Annotated in this window: 13 protein-coding genes; 6 read left to right on the top strand and 7 right to left on the bottom strand. The window is 66.6% G+C overall.

Going from position 1 to position 15,502, the window contains the following annotated elements:
* Positions 1 to 214 precede the first annotated feature (214 nt).
* From MRS60_RS32095 to MRS60_RS32080, 4 genes are all read left to right on the top strand, one after another.
* Positions 215 to 472, top strand: coding sequence for a hypothetical protein (locus MRS60_RS32095; protein ID WP_243567371.1), 258 nt, complete (start codon positions 215 to 217; stop codon positions 470 to 472).
* Complete coding sequence (locus MRS60_RS32090; protein WP_243567369.1) at positions 469 to 690, top strand: hypothetical protein; 222 nt, start codon at positions 469 to 471, stop codon at positions 688 to 690. Before MRS60_RS32095 ends, MRS60_RS32090 begins: the two co-directional genes overlap by 4 nt.
* Positions 669 to 1,217, top strand: coding sequence for a hypothetical protein (locus MRS60_RS32085; protein WP_243567368.1), 549 nt, complete (start codon positions 669 to 671; stop codon positions 1,215 to 1,217). Before MRS60_RS32090 ends, MRS60_RS32085 begins: the two co-directional genes overlap by 22 nt.
* A 91-nt stretch (positions 1,218 to 1,308) precedes the next feature.
* The gene (locus MRS60_RS32080) at positions 1,309 to 3,522 is read left to right on the top strand and encodes a LamG-like jellyroll fold domain-containing protein (protein WP_243567366.1); all 2,214 of its coding nucleotides are present in this window, start codon (positions 1,309 to 1,311) and stop codon (positions 3,520 to 3,522) included.
* Positions 3,523 to 3,986: 464 nt separating this feature from the next.
* Here the strand turns inward: MRS60_RS32080 and MRS60_RS32075 are convergent, their stop codons facing one another.
* Complete coding sequence (locus MRS60_RS32075) at positions 3,987 to 5,039, bottom strand: RNA-guided endonuclease InsQ/TnpB family protein (RefSeq protein ID WP_243567429.1); 1,053 nt, start codon at positions 5,037 to 5,039, stop codon at positions 3,987 to 3,989.
* 89 nt (positions 5,040 to 5,128) lie between these two features.
* Here MRS60_RS32075 and MRS60_RS32070 point away from each other — a divergent pair, with 89 nt between their 5' ends.
* A complete protein-coding gene (locus MRS60_RS32070; protein WP_243567364.1) occupies positions 5,129 to 6,292 on the top strand; it encodes a glycoside hydrolase family 53 protein in 1,164 nt (387 codons plus the stop codon).
* Positions 6,293 to 6,319: 27 nt separating this feature from the next.
* On the opposite strand, the gene MRS60_RS32065 is transcribed toward MRS60_RS32070, so the two are convergent.
* The 6 genes from MRS60_RS32065 to MRS60_RS32040 all read right to left on the bottom strand — a co-directional run bounded on the left by MRS60_RS32065 (position 6,320) and on the right by MRS60_RS32040 (position 14,244).
* Positions 6,320 to 7,633, bottom strand: a complete 1,314-nt coding sequence (locus MRS60_RS32065; RefSeq protein WP_243567363.1) for an MFS transporter — start codon at positions 7,631 to 7,633, stop codon at positions 6,320 to 6,322.
* A 4-nt stretch (positions 7,634 to 7,637) separates the two neighbouring features.
* Positions 7,638 to 9,608, bottom strand: a complete 1,971-nt coding sequence (locus MRS60_RS32060) for a beta-galactosidase (RefSeq protein WP_243567362.1) — start codon at positions 9,606 to 9,608, stop codon at positions 7,638 to 7,640.
* A 36-nt stretch (positions 9,609 to 9,644) separates the two neighbouring features.
* Positions 9,645 to 10,496, bottom strand: coding sequence for a carbohydrate ABC transporter permease (locus MRS60_RS32055; protein WP_034182307.1), 852 nt, complete (start codon positions 10,494 to 10,496; stop codon positions 9,645 to 9,647).
* Between the two features lie 297 nt (positions 10,497 to 10,793).
* The gene (locus MRS60_RS32050; protein ID WP_243567361.1) at positions 10,794 to 11,711 is read right to left on the bottom strand and encodes a carbohydrate ABC transporter permease; all 918 of its coding nucleotides are present in this window, start codon (positions 11,709 to 11,711) and stop codon (positions 10,794 to 10,796) included.
* 76 nt (positions 11,712 to 11,787) lie between these two features.
* Positions 11,788 to 13,026, bottom strand: a complete 1,239-nt coding sequence (locus MRS60_RS32045) for an ABC transporter substrate-binding protein (RefSeq protein ID WP_034182309.1) — start codon at positions 13,024 to 13,026, stop codon at positions 11,788 to 11,790.
* Positions 13,027 to 13,089: 63 nt separating this feature from the next.
* On the bottom strand, positions 13,090 to 14,244 hold the full coding sequence (locus tag MRS60_RS32040; RefSeq protein ID WP_131946497.1) for an ABC transporter ATP-binding protein: 1,155 nt from the start codon (positions 14,242 to 14,244) through the stop codon (positions 13,090 to 13,092).
* A gap of 235 nt (positions 14,245 to 14,479) precedes the next feature.
* On the opposite strand from MRS60_RS32040, the gene MRS60_RS32035 reads away from it, so the two are divergent.
* The gene (locus tag MRS60_RS32035; protein ID WP_105390930.1) at positions 14,480 to 15,496 is read left to right on the top strand and encodes a LacI family DNA-binding transcriptional regulator; all 1,017 of its coding nucleotides are present in this window, start codon (positions 14,480 to 14,482) and stop codon (positions 15,494 to 15,496) included.
* Positions 15,497 to 15,502: the final 6 nt, after the last annotated feature.

Genomic DNA, 15,502 nt, shown 5'->3' with positions numbered 1-15,502 from the left:
GCTGTCTCGGCCCGTTCGGCCCCGGCGACGAGCGGTGCGTCGCCGCGGCCGTCCTGTGTTGTCGTGCTCGTGATGTCGGTTGCGCGCGGGTCGGCATGCACCGGCCTGCACTGTCCAGTGGCGCCGTTCGCGAGCGCAGCGATCATACCGGTCGAACGTGGCGCGGTCTTTAAAAAAACTGAGCGGGCGTTTGAAAGTCCGCACGCTTCGAGTCATGCCGTCGCCGATCGCGGCACGACGTCATGCGAAGCCGTATATCGCGAACGTTCCGGGCAAATTGAACATGCGCATCGAAACCGATCCGCAGCCACGCTGCCGGTACCTGGAATGCCGCGCAGCCGAAAGCGTAACGGACCCGTTCGACGGAGAACACGCCGAACGGGCGGCGGGTGCGCCACGCCATCGCCGGCGTGGCGCGCATGCCGGCCGGATCGGATCGGCGAAGCCGGCGCGACGGATTTCAGCGTCGTGAACGCGGCGCTGCAGTCGTACGGCGTGGACGTGCCCGGCGTGCCGGTGACCGTCACGTCGTTCGCGCTCGACGTGACGATCGAGCCGAAGAAACTCACGGCGCCCGGCCCGGGCGTGTCGTGCGTCGCGGCGCCTTTCTCGAACGTCGGCTGCGTGCCGTCGAACACGACGTTGTTCTGCACGATGCCGAGCGGAAAGTGCCGCCCGTTCGCTTCATAGCCGGAGAACATGATCTTTCCGCCGCCGAATTTCGCGCTGACGACGTCGTGAAAGTCCTGGACCGCGACGTTCGTGAAATCCGGATACCGCGTGCCGGTCGATGTGCTGGAGAACCTACCGCGCATCGCGCGAATCGATCGTCAAGGACTGCGATCCTGCTCGTCATCGTGTTGTTCTCCGTTTTTTTCATCCGTCGAGCGACACCGGCGTTGCTGCGCCGGCATGAAGTCGTATCGGCCCGCAAACCGGCATGCGATACGCAAAACATCACAAGTTGTCAGTTGTATGACAACAAAGAAAATAGCGCACCGCCATCGATCCACATACGTGAAGCGCCTCCTGCTCGCTGTGCCGGCGACGATAATATCTCGCAAACGTATCAATCACCATTTATTCCCATTTTTATTAGCATGTTAATCAATTTGCTTGCAGCAATCACTATCCGATCGACGAGTTGTTTCGTGACAACTTTTTATTCCGAAACGATGACGCGTCCGCTACACTCCGCGTCGTTATGCGATGACTGATTTCGACCGCGCTCAAGATGACGCTCGGCGGTCGGTCGCCCCGCTCGCCCTCGGTGCTCGCGAGCGGGTCTCGTCAAGGAACGATGCAATCATGAACGACACGCAATTTGGGCCCGGATCCGGCGCAGGCATCTCCCGGCGCACCTTCCTTTACAGCGTCGGTGCGCTCGCGCTGTCGGCATGCGGCAGCACGAACGCGAGCGGCAGCGTCACCGGCATCGCAACTTCCGGGGCGGGCAACCGCGCGCTCGCACGCGTTGCGACGGGTACCGCGACCGTCGCGACGCGCAAAGCGTTCGCGCATCCGGGCTTGCTGCATACGCAAGCCGATTTCGACCGGATCGCGCAGAAGGTATCTACCGCCGCGTCGCCCTGGCTCGACGGCTGGAACCGGCTGGTCACGAACGGTCATGCACAGTTGTCATGGTCGCCGCGACCGCAGGCCGTCGTGACGCGCGGCGGCACCGGCGCGCAAAACTACCCGGTGCTGTACAAGGACATCGCAGCCGCCTATGCGTGCGCGCTGCGCTGGAAGATCTCGGGCAACGTCGCGTATGCGAACAAGGCCGTGCAGATCATGAACGCGTGGTCGTCGACGCTGCAGAACCTCGCCGGGGACTCGAACGTCGATCTGGCAGCCGGCATCTACGGCTACGAATTCGCCAACGCCGGCGAAATCATGCGCACCTATCCCGGCTGGGCGGCGGCCGACTTCGCCGCGTTCCAGGCGATGATGGCCGACAAGTTCTACCCGATCGACGCCGACTTCCTGAATCGCCACAACAACACGGACATCACGCACTACTGGGCCAACTGGGATCTGTGCAACCTCGCATCGGTCATGGCGATCGGCGTGCTGTGCGACGACCACGCGAAGTTCGACGAGGCCGTCAACTATTTCATCGACGGGCCCGGCAACGGCGCGATCGCGCAGGCCGTCTACTACGTGCACCCCGGCCATCTGGGCCAATGGCAGGAGTCGGGCCGCGACCAGGGGCACAACACGCTCGGCATCGCGCTGGGCGGCGCGATCTGCGAAATGGCGTGGAACCAGGGCATCGACCTGTACGGTCACGACAACAACCGTTTCCTCGCGGGCGCGGAATATGTCGCGAAGGCGAATCTCGTGCGGCCCGACGGCACGTTCCTGCCGGTGCCGTACGCGTCGTACTCGAATGTCGACGTGACCCAGACGCAATTCTCGACCGCCGGCCAGGGCACGATCCGCCCATGCTGGGCACTCGTCCACAACCATTACGTGAACCGCAAGGGGCTGTCGGCGCCGTGGTCGACGAAGTTCGCGCACGCGATCCAGCCCGAAGGCGGCGGCGGCAATTACGGCGAAGCGAGCGGCGGCTACGATCAGCTCGGCTACGGCACGCTCACCTGCACGCGCGATCCCGTCGCGCCCGCCGCCGCGCCGAGCGGGCTGACCGCGTGGCCGGGTGCCGGACGGGTCGTGCTGTCGTGGTGGGGCGTCGCGAACGCGGCAAGCTACAACGTGAAGCGCGCGTCCAAATCGGGCGGCCCCTACACGACCGTCGCGAGCGGCATCGCCGATCCGCTGACGTACGCGGACAGCCCGGCGGCGGGCGTCTGGTACTACGTGATCAGCGGGCATACCGCGTCGGGCGAAACCGCGAATTCGGCGGAAGTCGCCGCGTCGACGGCGCTGCAACTGCATACGCTGCTGACGTTCGACGAGACGGGCGGCACGGCCGCCGCGGACGCGTCCGGCAACGGTCATGCGGGCACGCTCGCCGGCGGCGTTTTGCGCGGGCCCGGAAAAACCGGCAACGCCGTGTCGCTCGACGGTTCGACCGGTTACGTCGCGTTGCCGAACGACATCGTCGCCGACGTGTCGGATTTCACGATCGCGGCCTGGGTGAACTGGAACGGCGGACAGACGTGGGCGCGCCTCTTCGATTTCGGCTCGGGCACCGGACGCTATCTGTACGTCACGCCGAGGAGCCATCGCGGGACGATGCGCTTTGCGATCACGACCAACGGCGGGCACGGCGAACGCGCGATCGACGGCAACGCCGCGCTGCCGGCCGGACAATGGGCGCACGTGGCCGTCACGCTGGCGGCAACGACCGCGACGCTCTATCTGAACGGCAACGCGATCGGCACGGCGGGCGACGTCATCTTCGCGCCATGGCGCATCGGGCACACCGCGCAGAACTGGATCGGACGTTCGCAGTATCCGGGCGATCCGTTCTTCAGCGGCTCGATCGACGAGTTCCGCATCTATCGCGGCGCGATGTCGGCCGATCAGGTAAAGGCGCTCGCGCAGCGCGCGTGATGCGCGTCAAGCGGCGCTGTCGACGAGCCCTGCCGGTCAGGTAGAACGGCCGCAGGCCGAACTGCGGCAACGCAAGCGTGTCGGGCGCCGAGGGGCGCCCGCGTCAGTTCGCTGATTTTCATGCGCATCTCCTGCAATCGAGGACCCGTCATTCATCCCGGCGCCACGACGTGCACCGATGGCCCGTTTCCCTATGAGCCGAGGTGGCATCGTCCGGATTCCTGACGTACGTCAAGTACCCGTTTTCGCGCGCGTGACATGACGCCCCGGGAATGCGCGCCCTTTCGTACCTCGCCAGATAGTAGGCAACGCATGCGTTCTTTGCGTGTGCGAAGGCGGGTGCGCTACGCTCGATCCGGCCTCGTATCGAGGCCTGAAATTTAAGCGCTTAAAACTTTGAAGCCGACGGCCCCGTGCCCGACGGGGTCCATCACATGGAGGATGACGTTGACGTCCTCACCTCCCTAAAGGGATGTGATTCCCACACCTGGCGATGCACGTCCGCATCGGAGAATGTTCAATGCAGCGTTGATATCGCGATCATGCTCGACACCACAGTTGCTGCACTTCCACTCCCTTATTCTCAGTCCCGCGATACCTTTCGGCCGCGCCGTGCTGTCTGTCGACCCGCACGCCGAACAGGACTGGGTAGAACCGCTTTCGTCGACTTCCTCGAACGTGGCTCCGTGCGCGATCGCTTTGTAACGGAGCCTATTTCGGAAGGACGACCAGGACGCGTCGTAGACGCTTTTCGCCATCCTGGTTCTGGCGAGCTTGGCGGCCGACACATTGCCGACCGCGATGTAGTCGAAGCGCCGCACCAGATCGAGCGCGAGCTTGTGCTGGAAATCGGCGCGGGCATTCGCCACCTTGGCGTGCAGCTTCGCGATATGCCGCTTGTGCTTGCGTGCCCGCTGCGCCTTCGCCAGCTTCTCAGCCGCACGTCGACCGAACCGGTCGTTGAGCAGCTTCTCGCCGGTCGAAAGTGTGACGAAGTCTTTCAGGCCGAGATCGATGCCGACACCGGAACGGATCGGGCGCGCCTGAACATCGGGTATCTCGATCACGATATTCAGGAACCAGTTGCCGCGCGCATCCTGCGCGAAGTTGGTGCCGTCCTTGATCTTGCCGTCCGGCAGCGGGCGACTGCTGAACACGCGGAAGGTGTGGCCGGCGAAGCGGAATGCGTCGCCCTCGCGCTTCAGGTCGCGGCCCTTCAGCGGCACCCAGCCCAGCGATTTCCTGCCGCGATAGCGCAGGTACGGGCGCCGGTGCTGGCTGCGCGACTTCGCGTATTGCTCGCACGTTGCGTTGACCGTTCCCGAGTGAATGCCGAGTTCCTTGCTGCTGCCGGTCGTCAGCACGTTCAGGTCGAACCCCGTCGGCCACTTCTTGCTCCACTTGAGCGCGTGCTTCTGCGTGTCATTGCAGAAGTTCCACACGTAGCTCACCGCCCGGCTCTGTTTGTTCAAGAGTCCGTTGAGCGACTTCACCCGGTAGCGGTATACAAGAATCATGCCGGTCATTTTAACGTTGGAATGCCGCTGTCAAACAGCGGCGCTCCTTTCCTCCCCGCCCTGAAGGACGGGGTTTCTCGGAGCATCTGATGAACAGACGATCGATGTTGCGCTGGAGCGTTTCAACCGCGGCGCTCGCGTGCCTCGACCTGGCCGGCCCGCTGCCGGCCTTCGCGCAACGCACTGCGCGCGGTACGGCGGCGAGCCCGTTCGCAATGGGCGCCGACATTTCGACGCTGCCGGAACTCGAAGCCCATGGCGCAACCTTCTTCGACCGTGACGGCGCCCCGCGCGACTGCCTGAAGATCCTGCGCGCGCACGGCGTCGACGCGATCCGCATCAAGGTCTGGAACGATCCCGGCAACACGGATTTCTTTCCCGCGAACCAGAGCGCCGCGGCCGGCTACAACGATGCGGCCCATGTCGTTGCACTCGCGAAGCGCGCGGCCGCGCTCGGGATGCGCATCCTGATCGACTTCCACTACAGCGACTGGTGGGCCGACCCCGGCAAGCAATATCCGCCGCACGCGTGGGCCGGCAAGAACCTGGCCGACACCTGCGTGCTGCTGTCCGCGTATACGACCGACGTGCTGCGCCGGCTTCAGCGCGCCGGCGTGCGGCCCGAGTGGGTGCAGATCGGCAACGAGATCACGGGCGGCATGCTGTGGCCGCTCGGCCGTTACGACCAGTGGGACAACCTCGCTCAATTGCTGAAGACGGGCCACGACGCGGTGAAGGCCGTCGATCCGCGCATCAAGGTGATGCTGCACATCGACAGCGGCGGCGACAACGGGAAGAGCCGCTGGTGGTTCGACAGCGCGACGCAGCGCGGTGTCGCGTTCGACGTGATCGGCCTGTCCTACTACCCGCAATGGCAAGGCTCGCTCGACGACCTGCGCAACAACGCGAACGACCTCGCGGTGCGTTACGACAAGGAACTGATCGTCGTCGAAACCGCGTATCCGTGGACCACCAGCGACGGCGACTCGGAGCCGAACTCGATGACGAACACCGGCTCGACCGCATTCCCGCCGTCGCCGGCCGGGCAGGCGCAGTTCCTCGCGGCGGTGGTCGACATCGTGAAGGGTGTGCCGGGTCATCGCGGCAAGGGCGTGTTCTGGTGGGAGCCGGAATGGATCCCGACGCCGGGGGTCGGCTGGAAACTCGGCGCGGGCGATCAGTGGGACAACAACACGCTGTTCGACTTCCACGGCCGTGCGCTGTCGTCGCTCGACGCGTTCCAGCAACGCTGACCTGCCGCCGCACTGGCGCGCTGCGCGTCAGTGCGGCGCGTCGAAGCGGCGGCGCGGCTGCTTCGACGCACCTGCCGCACGTGTCATGCCGGCCTGCGGATCGCGTGCATCGTGAACGAGCAGCGCGAGCGCCACGAGTGCAAGTGCGCCGCAACCCGCGAACGTCGCGCGATAACCGAACAGGTCGACGAACGCGCCCGACAGCACGCCCGACACGATCGAGCCGACGCGCGCGGTACTGAAGAACATCGCGGTCGCGGTGCCGGGGCGCGCGGGCATCAGGTCGCACACGCGCGTCATGCCGAGGCACGACGTGATCGCGACCACGCATGCGCTCAGCAGTTGCAGCGGCAGGATCGCATCGACGTGCGTGACCTCCGCGAGCCCGACGAAGTACGCAGCATGCACGGCCGCACACGCAGTCAGCCAGCGCGCCTTGTTCAGCCGTGTCGAACGGATGCCGAGCCACAGCATCATCGGGATCTCGAGCAACGCGGCGAGACCGAGCGCGGCCGACACGTTGGTCGGCGTGCCGCCCAGCCTGCGCACGATATACAGCGGCAGCACGATCATCGTCGCGTTCGCCGCGAGCCCGATCAGCATGAGCGCGGCAAGCGTGCGCAGCACGACCGCACGCGGTGCGGCGACCGCCGGCGCTGCCCCGTCCGGCGGCACCGGATCGCCGCCGGATGCGCTCGCCGTCGTGGACCTGCCCGCATCGGCCGCCGCAGGCCGGCGCGCGGGTTCCGGAATGCGCGCGACGATCGCCGCGCACGCGACAAAGCCGGCGGCGGCCGCGAGAAAGAGCCCGGTGAAGCCCGCCTGCGCGAGTATCAGCGCGCCGAGCGCGGGGCCGAATACCCATGCGACCGACAGCATCGTGCGCAGCGCGGCCGACGCGAGCTCACGCTGCGCATGGTCGTCGACCGGCAGCACCGCGCGCGCGAACGAGAAGATCTGCGACAGCGACACGGCGCCCGCGCCGAGCAGGATCGTGCCGGCCGCGATCACGGCCATCGGTGCGCGCAACACGCACAGCAGCGCGAACCCGAGCGCGGCGGCCGCGAGCGACGCGACGAGCAGCGGCCGGTGCCGGTCGCGGCGATCGGACCAGCGGCCGGCCCACGTGCTTGCGACGACGCCGCTCGCCGCGATCAGCGTCATGAACACACCTGCGAGAAACGGCGACATTCCGACCGCCTCGACGCCGAACAGCGACAGGTACGGCGCGGTAAACGACATCGCGACACCAAGCATCAGCGCCGCGGCGGACAGCGGAACGAAATGCGCGATCCCGGCCAGGCCCGCAAAATGCGACCGCAGCGACCGTAGCGACCGCATCGCGTCAGTCCGGCTCGACCCACGCGGCCACGTCGACTGCGCCGAGTTCCGGGCCGCCGAGCACGAATCGCGCGCCGGCCGGTGCAGGCAGCGTGCATGGCGCGTCGCCGTAGTTCAGCGCGAACACGACGCGCCCGCGCCGGCGCAATCGCAGGCCGTCGGGCAGCGCCGCCACGGGCAACCCGGCATCGCGTGCGCAGCGGCCGACGATCGCACGCAACAGCGCGCGATCGAAGCACGCGGTCGCCATCGTCACGTGAGCGCGCCGCACCAGCGCGGGCACGCCGTCGTCGAACGCCGCGAGCACGTCGACTCCGGCCGCCGCGTCCGTGTCGACGTGATCGCGCCATTTCACCGCGTGGCCTTCGACGCCGTCGAACGCGACACGCGGCGCGAGCGACGGCCGCAACGATTCGACCTGCGCGATCCTCATCGGCAGCACGTCGCGCAGCTTGCCCGGCGCCAGGCCCGGCACGATCGCGAAGTCGGCCGTGCGCGAACCCGTGCGCGGCCCGAACAGCCAGTGCGTGCCGCTGCCGGCGACCTGCTCGACGACGCGGTCCGGGACGACCGGCAGCGTCGGCGCGACGACCAGCGCATAACGCGACACGTCGGCATCGGCCGCGACGATGTCGACGTCGAGCCCCAGCTCGCGCAGCGTGCGATACCAGTCGAACGCGTGCTGCTGATAGTCGAAATCGACGCCGTGCGGCTGGATCCGGATCAGCCAGTCGGCTTCGTAGTCGAACAGCAGCGCGACGCGTGCCGACGTGCGTTCGCCCGCAACGAGCGCGGGATCGAGCGTCGCAAGCTCGCCGGCGACGCGCGCCACTTCGTACCCGCCGGGCGACAGGCGGTCATCGGGCGTATTGAGCCCGGAATGCAGTTGCTCCTGCGCGTGCGGATACTGCCGCCAGCGGAAATACGACACGAGCTCCGCGCCGTGCGCGAACGCTTCCCACGTCCACAGCCGCACCGCGCCGGCGTGCGGCACCGGGTTGTACGGCCCCCAGTTGACGGGCCCCGCCTGTTGCTCCATCACCCACATCCGGCCGTTGCCGACGCCGCGATACAGGTCGTGCGAGAACGCCGACACGTCCGGATGGCCCGTGCGGGCCCAGCGATGCTTGTCCTGCTCGTCGAGCGGCAGCACTTCGGTGCGCGGCACCGGATAGCTGTCCCACGCGGCGACATCGAGGCCACTGCGCGCGAACGCGTAGTGATCGAATTCGGTGAAAAAGCCCATGAAGTTGTGCAGCACGTCGCGCCCCGGCGCGTGCGCGCGGATCGCATCGACCTGCACCGCATGGAAGCGCGCGACCTCGTCCGACTGAAAGCGCCGGAAGTCGAGCACGTGGGCGGGATTCGCGTCGGTCGGCGTATGGCGCGGCAATTCGATCTCGTCGAAACCGCGATATTCCATGCTCCAGAACACGTTGCCCCACGCACGGTTCAACGCGCCGACGTCGCCGTAGCGCACGGCGAGCCACGCGCGAAAGCCTTCGAGCGCCGCACGCGTGTAGCTCGGCAGCGTGTTGTGGCAGCCGAGTTCGTTGTCGGTCTGCCACGCGATCACGGCCGGATGCGCGCCGTAGCGCCGCGCCATCGCGTCGGCGATCCGCACGCAGTGCTCGCGATAGACGGGGCTCGAGATGTCGTAGTGGCGGCGCGAGCCGAACTGCCGGACGGCGCCGTCCGCGCCGACCGGCAGGATCTCCGGATGACGGTCTACCAGCCATTTCGGCGGTGCCGCGGTCGGCGTGCCGAGCACGATCTTCAACTGCTGTCTGGCGAGCGTGTCGATCGCTTCGTCGAGCCACGCCCAGTCGTAGCGGCCGGGCTCCGGCTCCATCCGGCTCCACGCGAATTCGGCGATCCGTACGCGGGTCAGGCCGAGTTCGGCCATCCGCCGCGCGTCGCGATCCCATTGTTCGCGCGGCCAGTGTTCGGGGTAGTAGCAAACGCCGAGTTGCATCGTGGATTCCTTGCAGAAGAAAGAGGATTGGACGGATCAGCCCTTGGTCGCGCCGAACGTGAGCCCCGCGACGAAGTGCTTCTGCATCGCGAAGAACATCAGCACCGACGGCAGCGCAGCGAGCACCGAACCGGCCGACACGAGGTTCCATGCGGTGGTCCACTGCCCCTTGAGCGCGGCGACGCCGACGGTGATCGGTGCCGCGTCGTCGCCTTGCGTGAGGCACAGCGCCCAGAAGTAGTCGTTCCACACGAACGTGAACACGAGGATCGCAAGCGCCGCGAGCGCCGGCCGCACGAGCGGCAGCACGACGCGCCAGTAGATCGCCCATTCGGACGCGCCTTCGACGCGCGCGGCTTCGATCAGCTCGAACGGCAGCTCGCGGATGAAGTTGCGCAGGAACAGCGTGCAGAAGCCCGTCTGAAACGCGGTATGGAACAGCACGAGCGCCCATACGGTGTTGTAGAGCCCGATGCCGAGCATGATCTGGCGCACCGGAATCATCAGGATCTGGATCGGCACGAAATTGCCGGCGACGAACAACCCGAGCAGCACGACGTTGCCGCGGAACCGGAAGTTTGCGAGCGCATGGCCCGCAAGCGACGCAAGCAGGATCGACGCGGCGACCGACGGCAGCGTGATCAGCATGCTGTTCGCGAAGTAGTGGAGCATCGGCGTCTGCGTGAGCGCGGTGCCGTAGTTGTCGACGAATGCGAACTGCTTCGGCCAGCCCCAGTAATGGCCGGCCATGACCTCGTCGGTCGAACGAACCGACGTGACGAGCACCGCGAGCAGCGGCACGAGCCACAGCACGAGCGCGCACGGCAGCGACAGGCGGTACAGCCAGCGGGACGAGCGTCCCCAGCGTGATACGGGCATCGGGTACATGAATCGCAATCCTTAGGGTCTGTTTACATATGGAACGCGCATGCGTTGCCACGAGAACGGCCGCTCGCGAGGCGCGCGACGCCGCGAATACTGACGTATTCGCAAGGAGCGCAACGCGGCGAGCGGCCGTTCTCGTGGCAACCCCAAATTAGAAAATTCATGTCACGGGAATGCCCGAAATCGCCCGTATGGCGGCGTCGCTCGTCGCTTGTTTGGCTCGGCCAAACGGCGCTCCTCACTTCTTGCCCTACGCGCGATTTCGGGCATTCGCATGTGCGTTCCATATGTAAACAGACCCTAAGATTCGACGCGCACCAGCTTGCACAGCTGCCACACGAGATAGACGAGCATGATCGCGAACAGCACCACCGCGATCGCGGCCGAATAGCCTTCGCGGTAGTACTTGATCGCCTGGTCGACCATGAAGTACGCGAGCACGGTCGAGCTGTCGAACGGGCCGCCGCCCGTCATCACGGAGATCAGGTCGAAGCTGCGCAACGCGCCGATCACGGTCAGCACCACCGCCATGAAGGTGGCCGGGCGCAGCTGCGGCAGGATCACGTGCCACAGCAGCGTGAAGCCGCGCGCGCCTTCCATCCGTGCGGCCTCGACGATCTCGCCGTTGATGCCGGTAAGCCCGGTCAGGTAGAGGATCATGCAGAACGGGATCTGCGGCCACAGCGCCGCGACGATCACACCGTAGGTCGCATAGTGCGGATCGCCGAGCACCGGGATGCCGTGCCCGACGAGCAGCTTCAGCAGCCCGAAAGTCGGATCGTAGAACCACGAGAACACCAGGCCGACGACGACGCCCGGCAGCACGAACGGCGCGAAGAACAGCGACTTCACGAGCCGGATCCCGAACACGTTCTGGTTCAGGTACAGCGCGAGCGCGAGACCGAGCGGCGGTGCGGCGAGGAACAGCGCGAGCCACAGCACGTTGTTCTTCAGTGCGACGTAGAACGTGTCGGACTGCAGCAGCTCGCGATAATTGTCGAGCCCTGCATACGTCATCGGCGTCATCCCGTCCCAGTGATGGAAGCTCAGCCAGATGCTGCTGACGATCGGATACAGCACGAACACGGTGAAGAGCGCGAAACCCGGCAGCACGAACAGCAGTGCGGCACGGTTGCGCCGGCGCGCGAGCGACGCGCGCGCATGCCGCTGCGGGCCGGCGTCGCGACGCACGGCGCCTTCGGACAGGCTGGTTGACATGAGGTGACCTTCGACGAAACGAACATGACGACGACAACGGAGCGCCGGACCGGCCGCGGCCGATCCGGTCCGCACGCTACTTCCGGTAGATGCGCTTGCGGGTCTGCTCGAGGCGCTGCAGGATCGCGTCGAGTTGCGCCGGGTCGGACAGGAACTGCTGCATAGCTTTCATCCCCTCGTCCGCCATTTCCTTCGTCATGTCGCGGTCGTAGAACTGCGCGATGCCGCCCTGCGTCGCGGCCAGCGTGCGGAAGCCGATCTTCGAGATCGGGTCCTGCGGCTCGGGCGCCTTGTTGTTCGACGGCAACTGGCCCATGCCCTTCGCGAACTCGCCGTTGATCGCAGGCTGCCCCATGAACGCAAGCAGGCGGCGTGCATCCGCCTTGTTGTGCGCCTTCGCCGGGACGACCATCACGTTGACCGGACCGTCCTCCGCAAGCGGCACCGACGCGTCGATCGCCGGGAAGCGGAAGAAGCCGATCGGGTTGCGCGCCGCGCTCAGCAGGCCCGCCGAATACCAGGTGCCCATCAGCGTCATCGCGGCCTGGCCGTTGACGATCAGCGGGCTCAGCGCATCGACGTCGTAAGACAGCGCGTTGTCGATGAAATACTTGTCGTCGATCAGCTTCTTCCATGCCGCGTACACGGCGCGCACGCGCGGATCGGTATAAGCGACATCGCCCGCCATCAGCTTCTGGTGGAACGCGTAGCCGTTGATCCGCAGGTCGAGGTAGTCGAACCATGCGGCAAGCGTCCACGCATCGCGCGCGGCCACCGCGATCGGCGCAATGCCCGCCGCCTTCAGCTTGCGGCATGCGTCGAGAAACTGCGGCCAGTCGGCCGGTTCGCCGTGAATGCCGGCCTTCTCGAACAGGTCCTTGCGGTAGAACAGGCCATAGGCGTCGTAACCGAGCGGCAAACTGTAGAGCTTGCCGCCGTAAGTCGACGACTGCTTCACGGCCGCATACGTATCGTTCCAGCCGTTCTTCTGCCAGTCCTGACTCAGATCCTCGATCAGCCCGCGCTTCGCGAAATAAGCGAGCCGCTCGCCGTTGTTCCAGCTCAGCACGTCGGGCGGATCGGTCGCGAGCCAGCCGGACATCTGCACCTTGTACGCCTCCTCGGCGACGTAGCTGACCTTCAGGTCGATGTCCGGATTCGCCTTGCGGAACTGGTCGAACACCGCTTGCCACGTCGCGCGCTGGTTGCCACGCGAGGCTACGTTCACCTTGAGCGTACCCGCGTCGGCGGCCCCTGCCGCCAGTGCGGCGGCGGTCGTCAGGGCAAGCAGCAGTTGGCTCGCACGAAGTCTCATCGTTGTCTCCTGGTATTGGTGTGATGGATGCCGCGTCGCGCGCGGCGGATCGGCGCCGCGCCGCTACGCGAATTCCGCCTCGGCACGAACGGCGGGCACCGCGATGCCGGCCTCGTCGAACAGGTGGCAGCACGACGGCGGCACGCTGAACGCATGGCGCTCGCCGCGCCGCAGCGCGGCCTGCCCCGGCAGCTTCGCGAGCAGCGGCACGCCGCCAGGGTGATCGAGATGCACGTAGGCGGCCTCGCCCAGTTGCTCGACCAGCGCGACATCGCGCACGATCGCGGGCAGCCCGGCGTCGCCGGCCGGGCCGACGGACAGATGCTCGGGACGGATACCGAGCGTGATGCGCGCGCCGGGGCCGATGCCGGACGGTAATGGACGGTCGTGCAGCGTCAGCACCTCGTCCGTGCCGTCGACGCGCAGGCGGCATCCGTGTGCATCGCTCGATACGACGGCCGCCGGCAGGAAGTTCATTCGCGGCGAGCCGATGAAGCCTGCAACGAAGCGGTTGGCCGGCCGGTGATACAGCTCGAGCGGCGCACCGGCCTGCGCGATGCTGCCGAAGCGCGCGACGTCGTCGCCCGCGTGCAGCAGCACGATCCGGTCGGCCAGCGTCATCGCCTCGATCTGATCGTGCGTCACATAGACGGAGCTCGACTGCGAGAAGCGTGCATGCAGGCGCGCGATCTCGACACGCGTCTGCCCGCGCAGCGTCGCGTCGAGATTCGACAGCGGCTCGTCGAACAGGAACACGCGCGGCTCGCGCACGATCGCGCGGCCGATCGCGACGCGCTGCCGCTGGCCGCCCGACAGCGCCTTCGGCTTGCGCTCCAGCAGCGCGTCGAGCTGCAGCACGCGCGCGGCCTCGGTCACGCGGCGGCGGATCTCGTCCTTCGGCACGCCGGCGATGCGCAACCCGAAGCCGATGTTGTCGAACACGGTCATGTGCGGAAACAGCGCATAGCTCTGGAACACCATCGCGACGCCGCGCTCGGCGGGCGGCGTGTCGTTCATGCGCGCGCCGCCGATCCGCAGCTCGCCTTCGCTCACGTCCTCGAGCCCCGCGATCATCCGCAGCAGCGTGGATTTGCCGCAGCCCGACGGGCCGAGAAACACGCAGAACTCATGCGACTCAATCTCGAGGTTCACGTTGCGCAGCACCGGCGCATGGTCGCCGTAGCGCTTCGAGACGTCCTTCAATGAAATGGCGGTCATCGCGCCCTCCTCTGCCGAATCACGCGCGTCGAATCGGAAAATTTAAACGCTTAAATTTTGATGGCGCGATTGGCCCGGTTCGCCGTACCATGTTGTCTCCTTCATGTGATGTGTCGAGAAATTAGCGTATCGCCTGTCCCTGCGCAACTTGTGGGACGCACTCCCAGAATATGAGCAAACACACCCACGCTTCCCCGTTCCCGCACGACGCTTCCCGACCGGCCGGGGGCCGCGCATGGTGACGCTCGCGGAAGTCGCGCGACGCGCGAACGTGACCGCGGCGACGGTCTCGAACGTGTTACGGAATCCTCAGAAAGTGAAGCCGGCGACCGTCGAACGCGTGATGGCGGCGATTCGCGAACTCGGCTATCGACCGAATCTCACCGCGCGTGCGCTCGCCGAAGGCCGCACGTCGACGCTCGCGCTGATGCTGTCGAACATCACCAACCCGTTCTATCCGGAGTTCGTGCTCGCCGCCGAGCGCGAGGCGCGCAAGCGCGGCCATTATCTGCTGGTGTCCAACACCGACGACGACCCGGCGATCACGCGCAACTACCTCGAGCGGATCGCCGGCACGCTTGCGGCCGGCGCGATCGTGATGAACACCGACCTCGCCGAGGCCGAACTTGCCGACATCGCGCGCCATGGCGCGGCGATCGTGCTGTGCATGTGGGAGCATGTGCACGCGTCGCGCACGCTGCCCTGCGTGACCGTCGATTTCGCGGCGGCGGGCGCGTTGGCTGCCGCGCACCTGTCCGGGCTGCGGCATCGCGCATTCGGCGCACTCGTCGGCAAGGGTTCGGGCGGCCCGCAGTCGATGCGGCTGCGCGGCTTCACCGACGAACTCGCGGCTCGCGGCCATGCGCCGGACGCGGTGACGACCGTGTCCGCGCACGATTCGATCGAGGGTGGCTACGAGGCGGCCGCCGCGCTGCTGCGCGCGAAGCCCGGCGTCACCGCGCTGTTCGCGACCAACGACCTGATGGCGATCGGCGCGATGCAGGCGGCGGCCGATCTTGGCCGGCGCGTGCCGGCCGACCTTTCGATCGTCGGCATGACCGATATCCAGCTCGCCCACCAGTTCCGCCCCGCGCTGACGACGGTCCGATTCCCGACATCATTGATTGCCGCGCGCGCGATCGCGCTGACGCTCGACATGATCGACGGCATCGAGCCGACTGCGGCCGTGCATACGATCGGTACGCCGGAGCTCGTCGTGCGCGAGTCGACCGGTACGGCACCGGCCCGATGATCGACG

This window comes from Burkholderia pyrrocinia, from assembly GCF_022809715.1.
Taxonomy (GTDB): Bacteria; Pseudomonadota; Gammaproteobacteria; order Burkholderiales; family Burkholderiaceae; genus Burkholderia; species Burkholderia pyrrocinia_C.
Note: the sequence above shows the minus strand (reverse complement) of the source record. Positions and strands in the feature narration are given on the sequence as shown.

What these genes read in the sequence shown, in the direction of transcription:
- MRS60_RS32095 (WP_243567371.1), top strand. Translation starts at nt 215, where the DNA reads ATGCCGTCGCCGATCGCGGCACGACGTCATGCGAAGCCGTATATCGCG.
- MRS60_RS32080 (WP_243567366.1), top strand. Translation starts at nt 1,309, where the DNA reads ATGAACGACACGCAATTTGGGCCCGGATCCGGCGCAGGCATCTCCCGG.
- MRS60_RS32075 (WP_243567429.1), bottom strand. Translation starts at nt 5,039, where the DNA reads ATGATTCTTGTATACCGCTACCGGGTGAAGTCGCTCAACGGACTCTTG.
- MRS60_RS32070 (WP_243567364.1), top strand. Translation starts at nt 5,129, where the DNA reads ATGAACAGACGATCGATGTTGCGCTGGAGCGTTTCAACCGCGGCGCTC.
- MRS60_RS32065 (WP_243567363.1), bottom strand. Translation starts at nt 7,633, where the DNA reads ATGCGGTCGCTACGGTCGCTGCGGTCGCATTTTGCGGGCCTGGCCGGG.
- MRS60_RS32060 (WP_243567362.1), bottom strand. Translation starts at nt 9,608, where the DNA reads ATGCAACTCGGCGTTTGCTACTACCCCGAACACTGGCCGCGCGAACAA.
- MRS60_RS32055 (WP_034182307.1), bottom strand. Translation starts at nt 10,496, where the DNA reads ATGTACCCGATGCCCGTATCACGCTGGGGACGCTCGTCCCGCTGGCTG.
- MRS60_RS32050 (WP_243567361.1), bottom strand. Translation starts at nt 11,711, where the DNA reads ATGTCAACCAGCCTGTCCGAAGGCGCCGTGCGTCGCGACGCCGGCCCG.
- MRS60_RS32045 (WP_034182309.1), bottom strand. Translation starts at nt 13,026, where the DNA reads ATGAGACTTCGTGCGAGCCAACTGCTGCTTGCCCTGACGACCGCCGCC.
- MRS60_RS32040 (WP_131946497.1), bottom strand. Translation starts at nt 14,244, where the DNA reads ATGACCGCCATTTCATTGAAGGACGTCTCGAAGCGCTACGGCGACCAT.
- MRS60_RS32035 (WP_105390930.1), top strand. Translation starts at nt 14,480, where the DNA reads ATGGTGACGCTCGCGGAAGTCGCGCGACGCGCGAACGTGACCGCGGCG.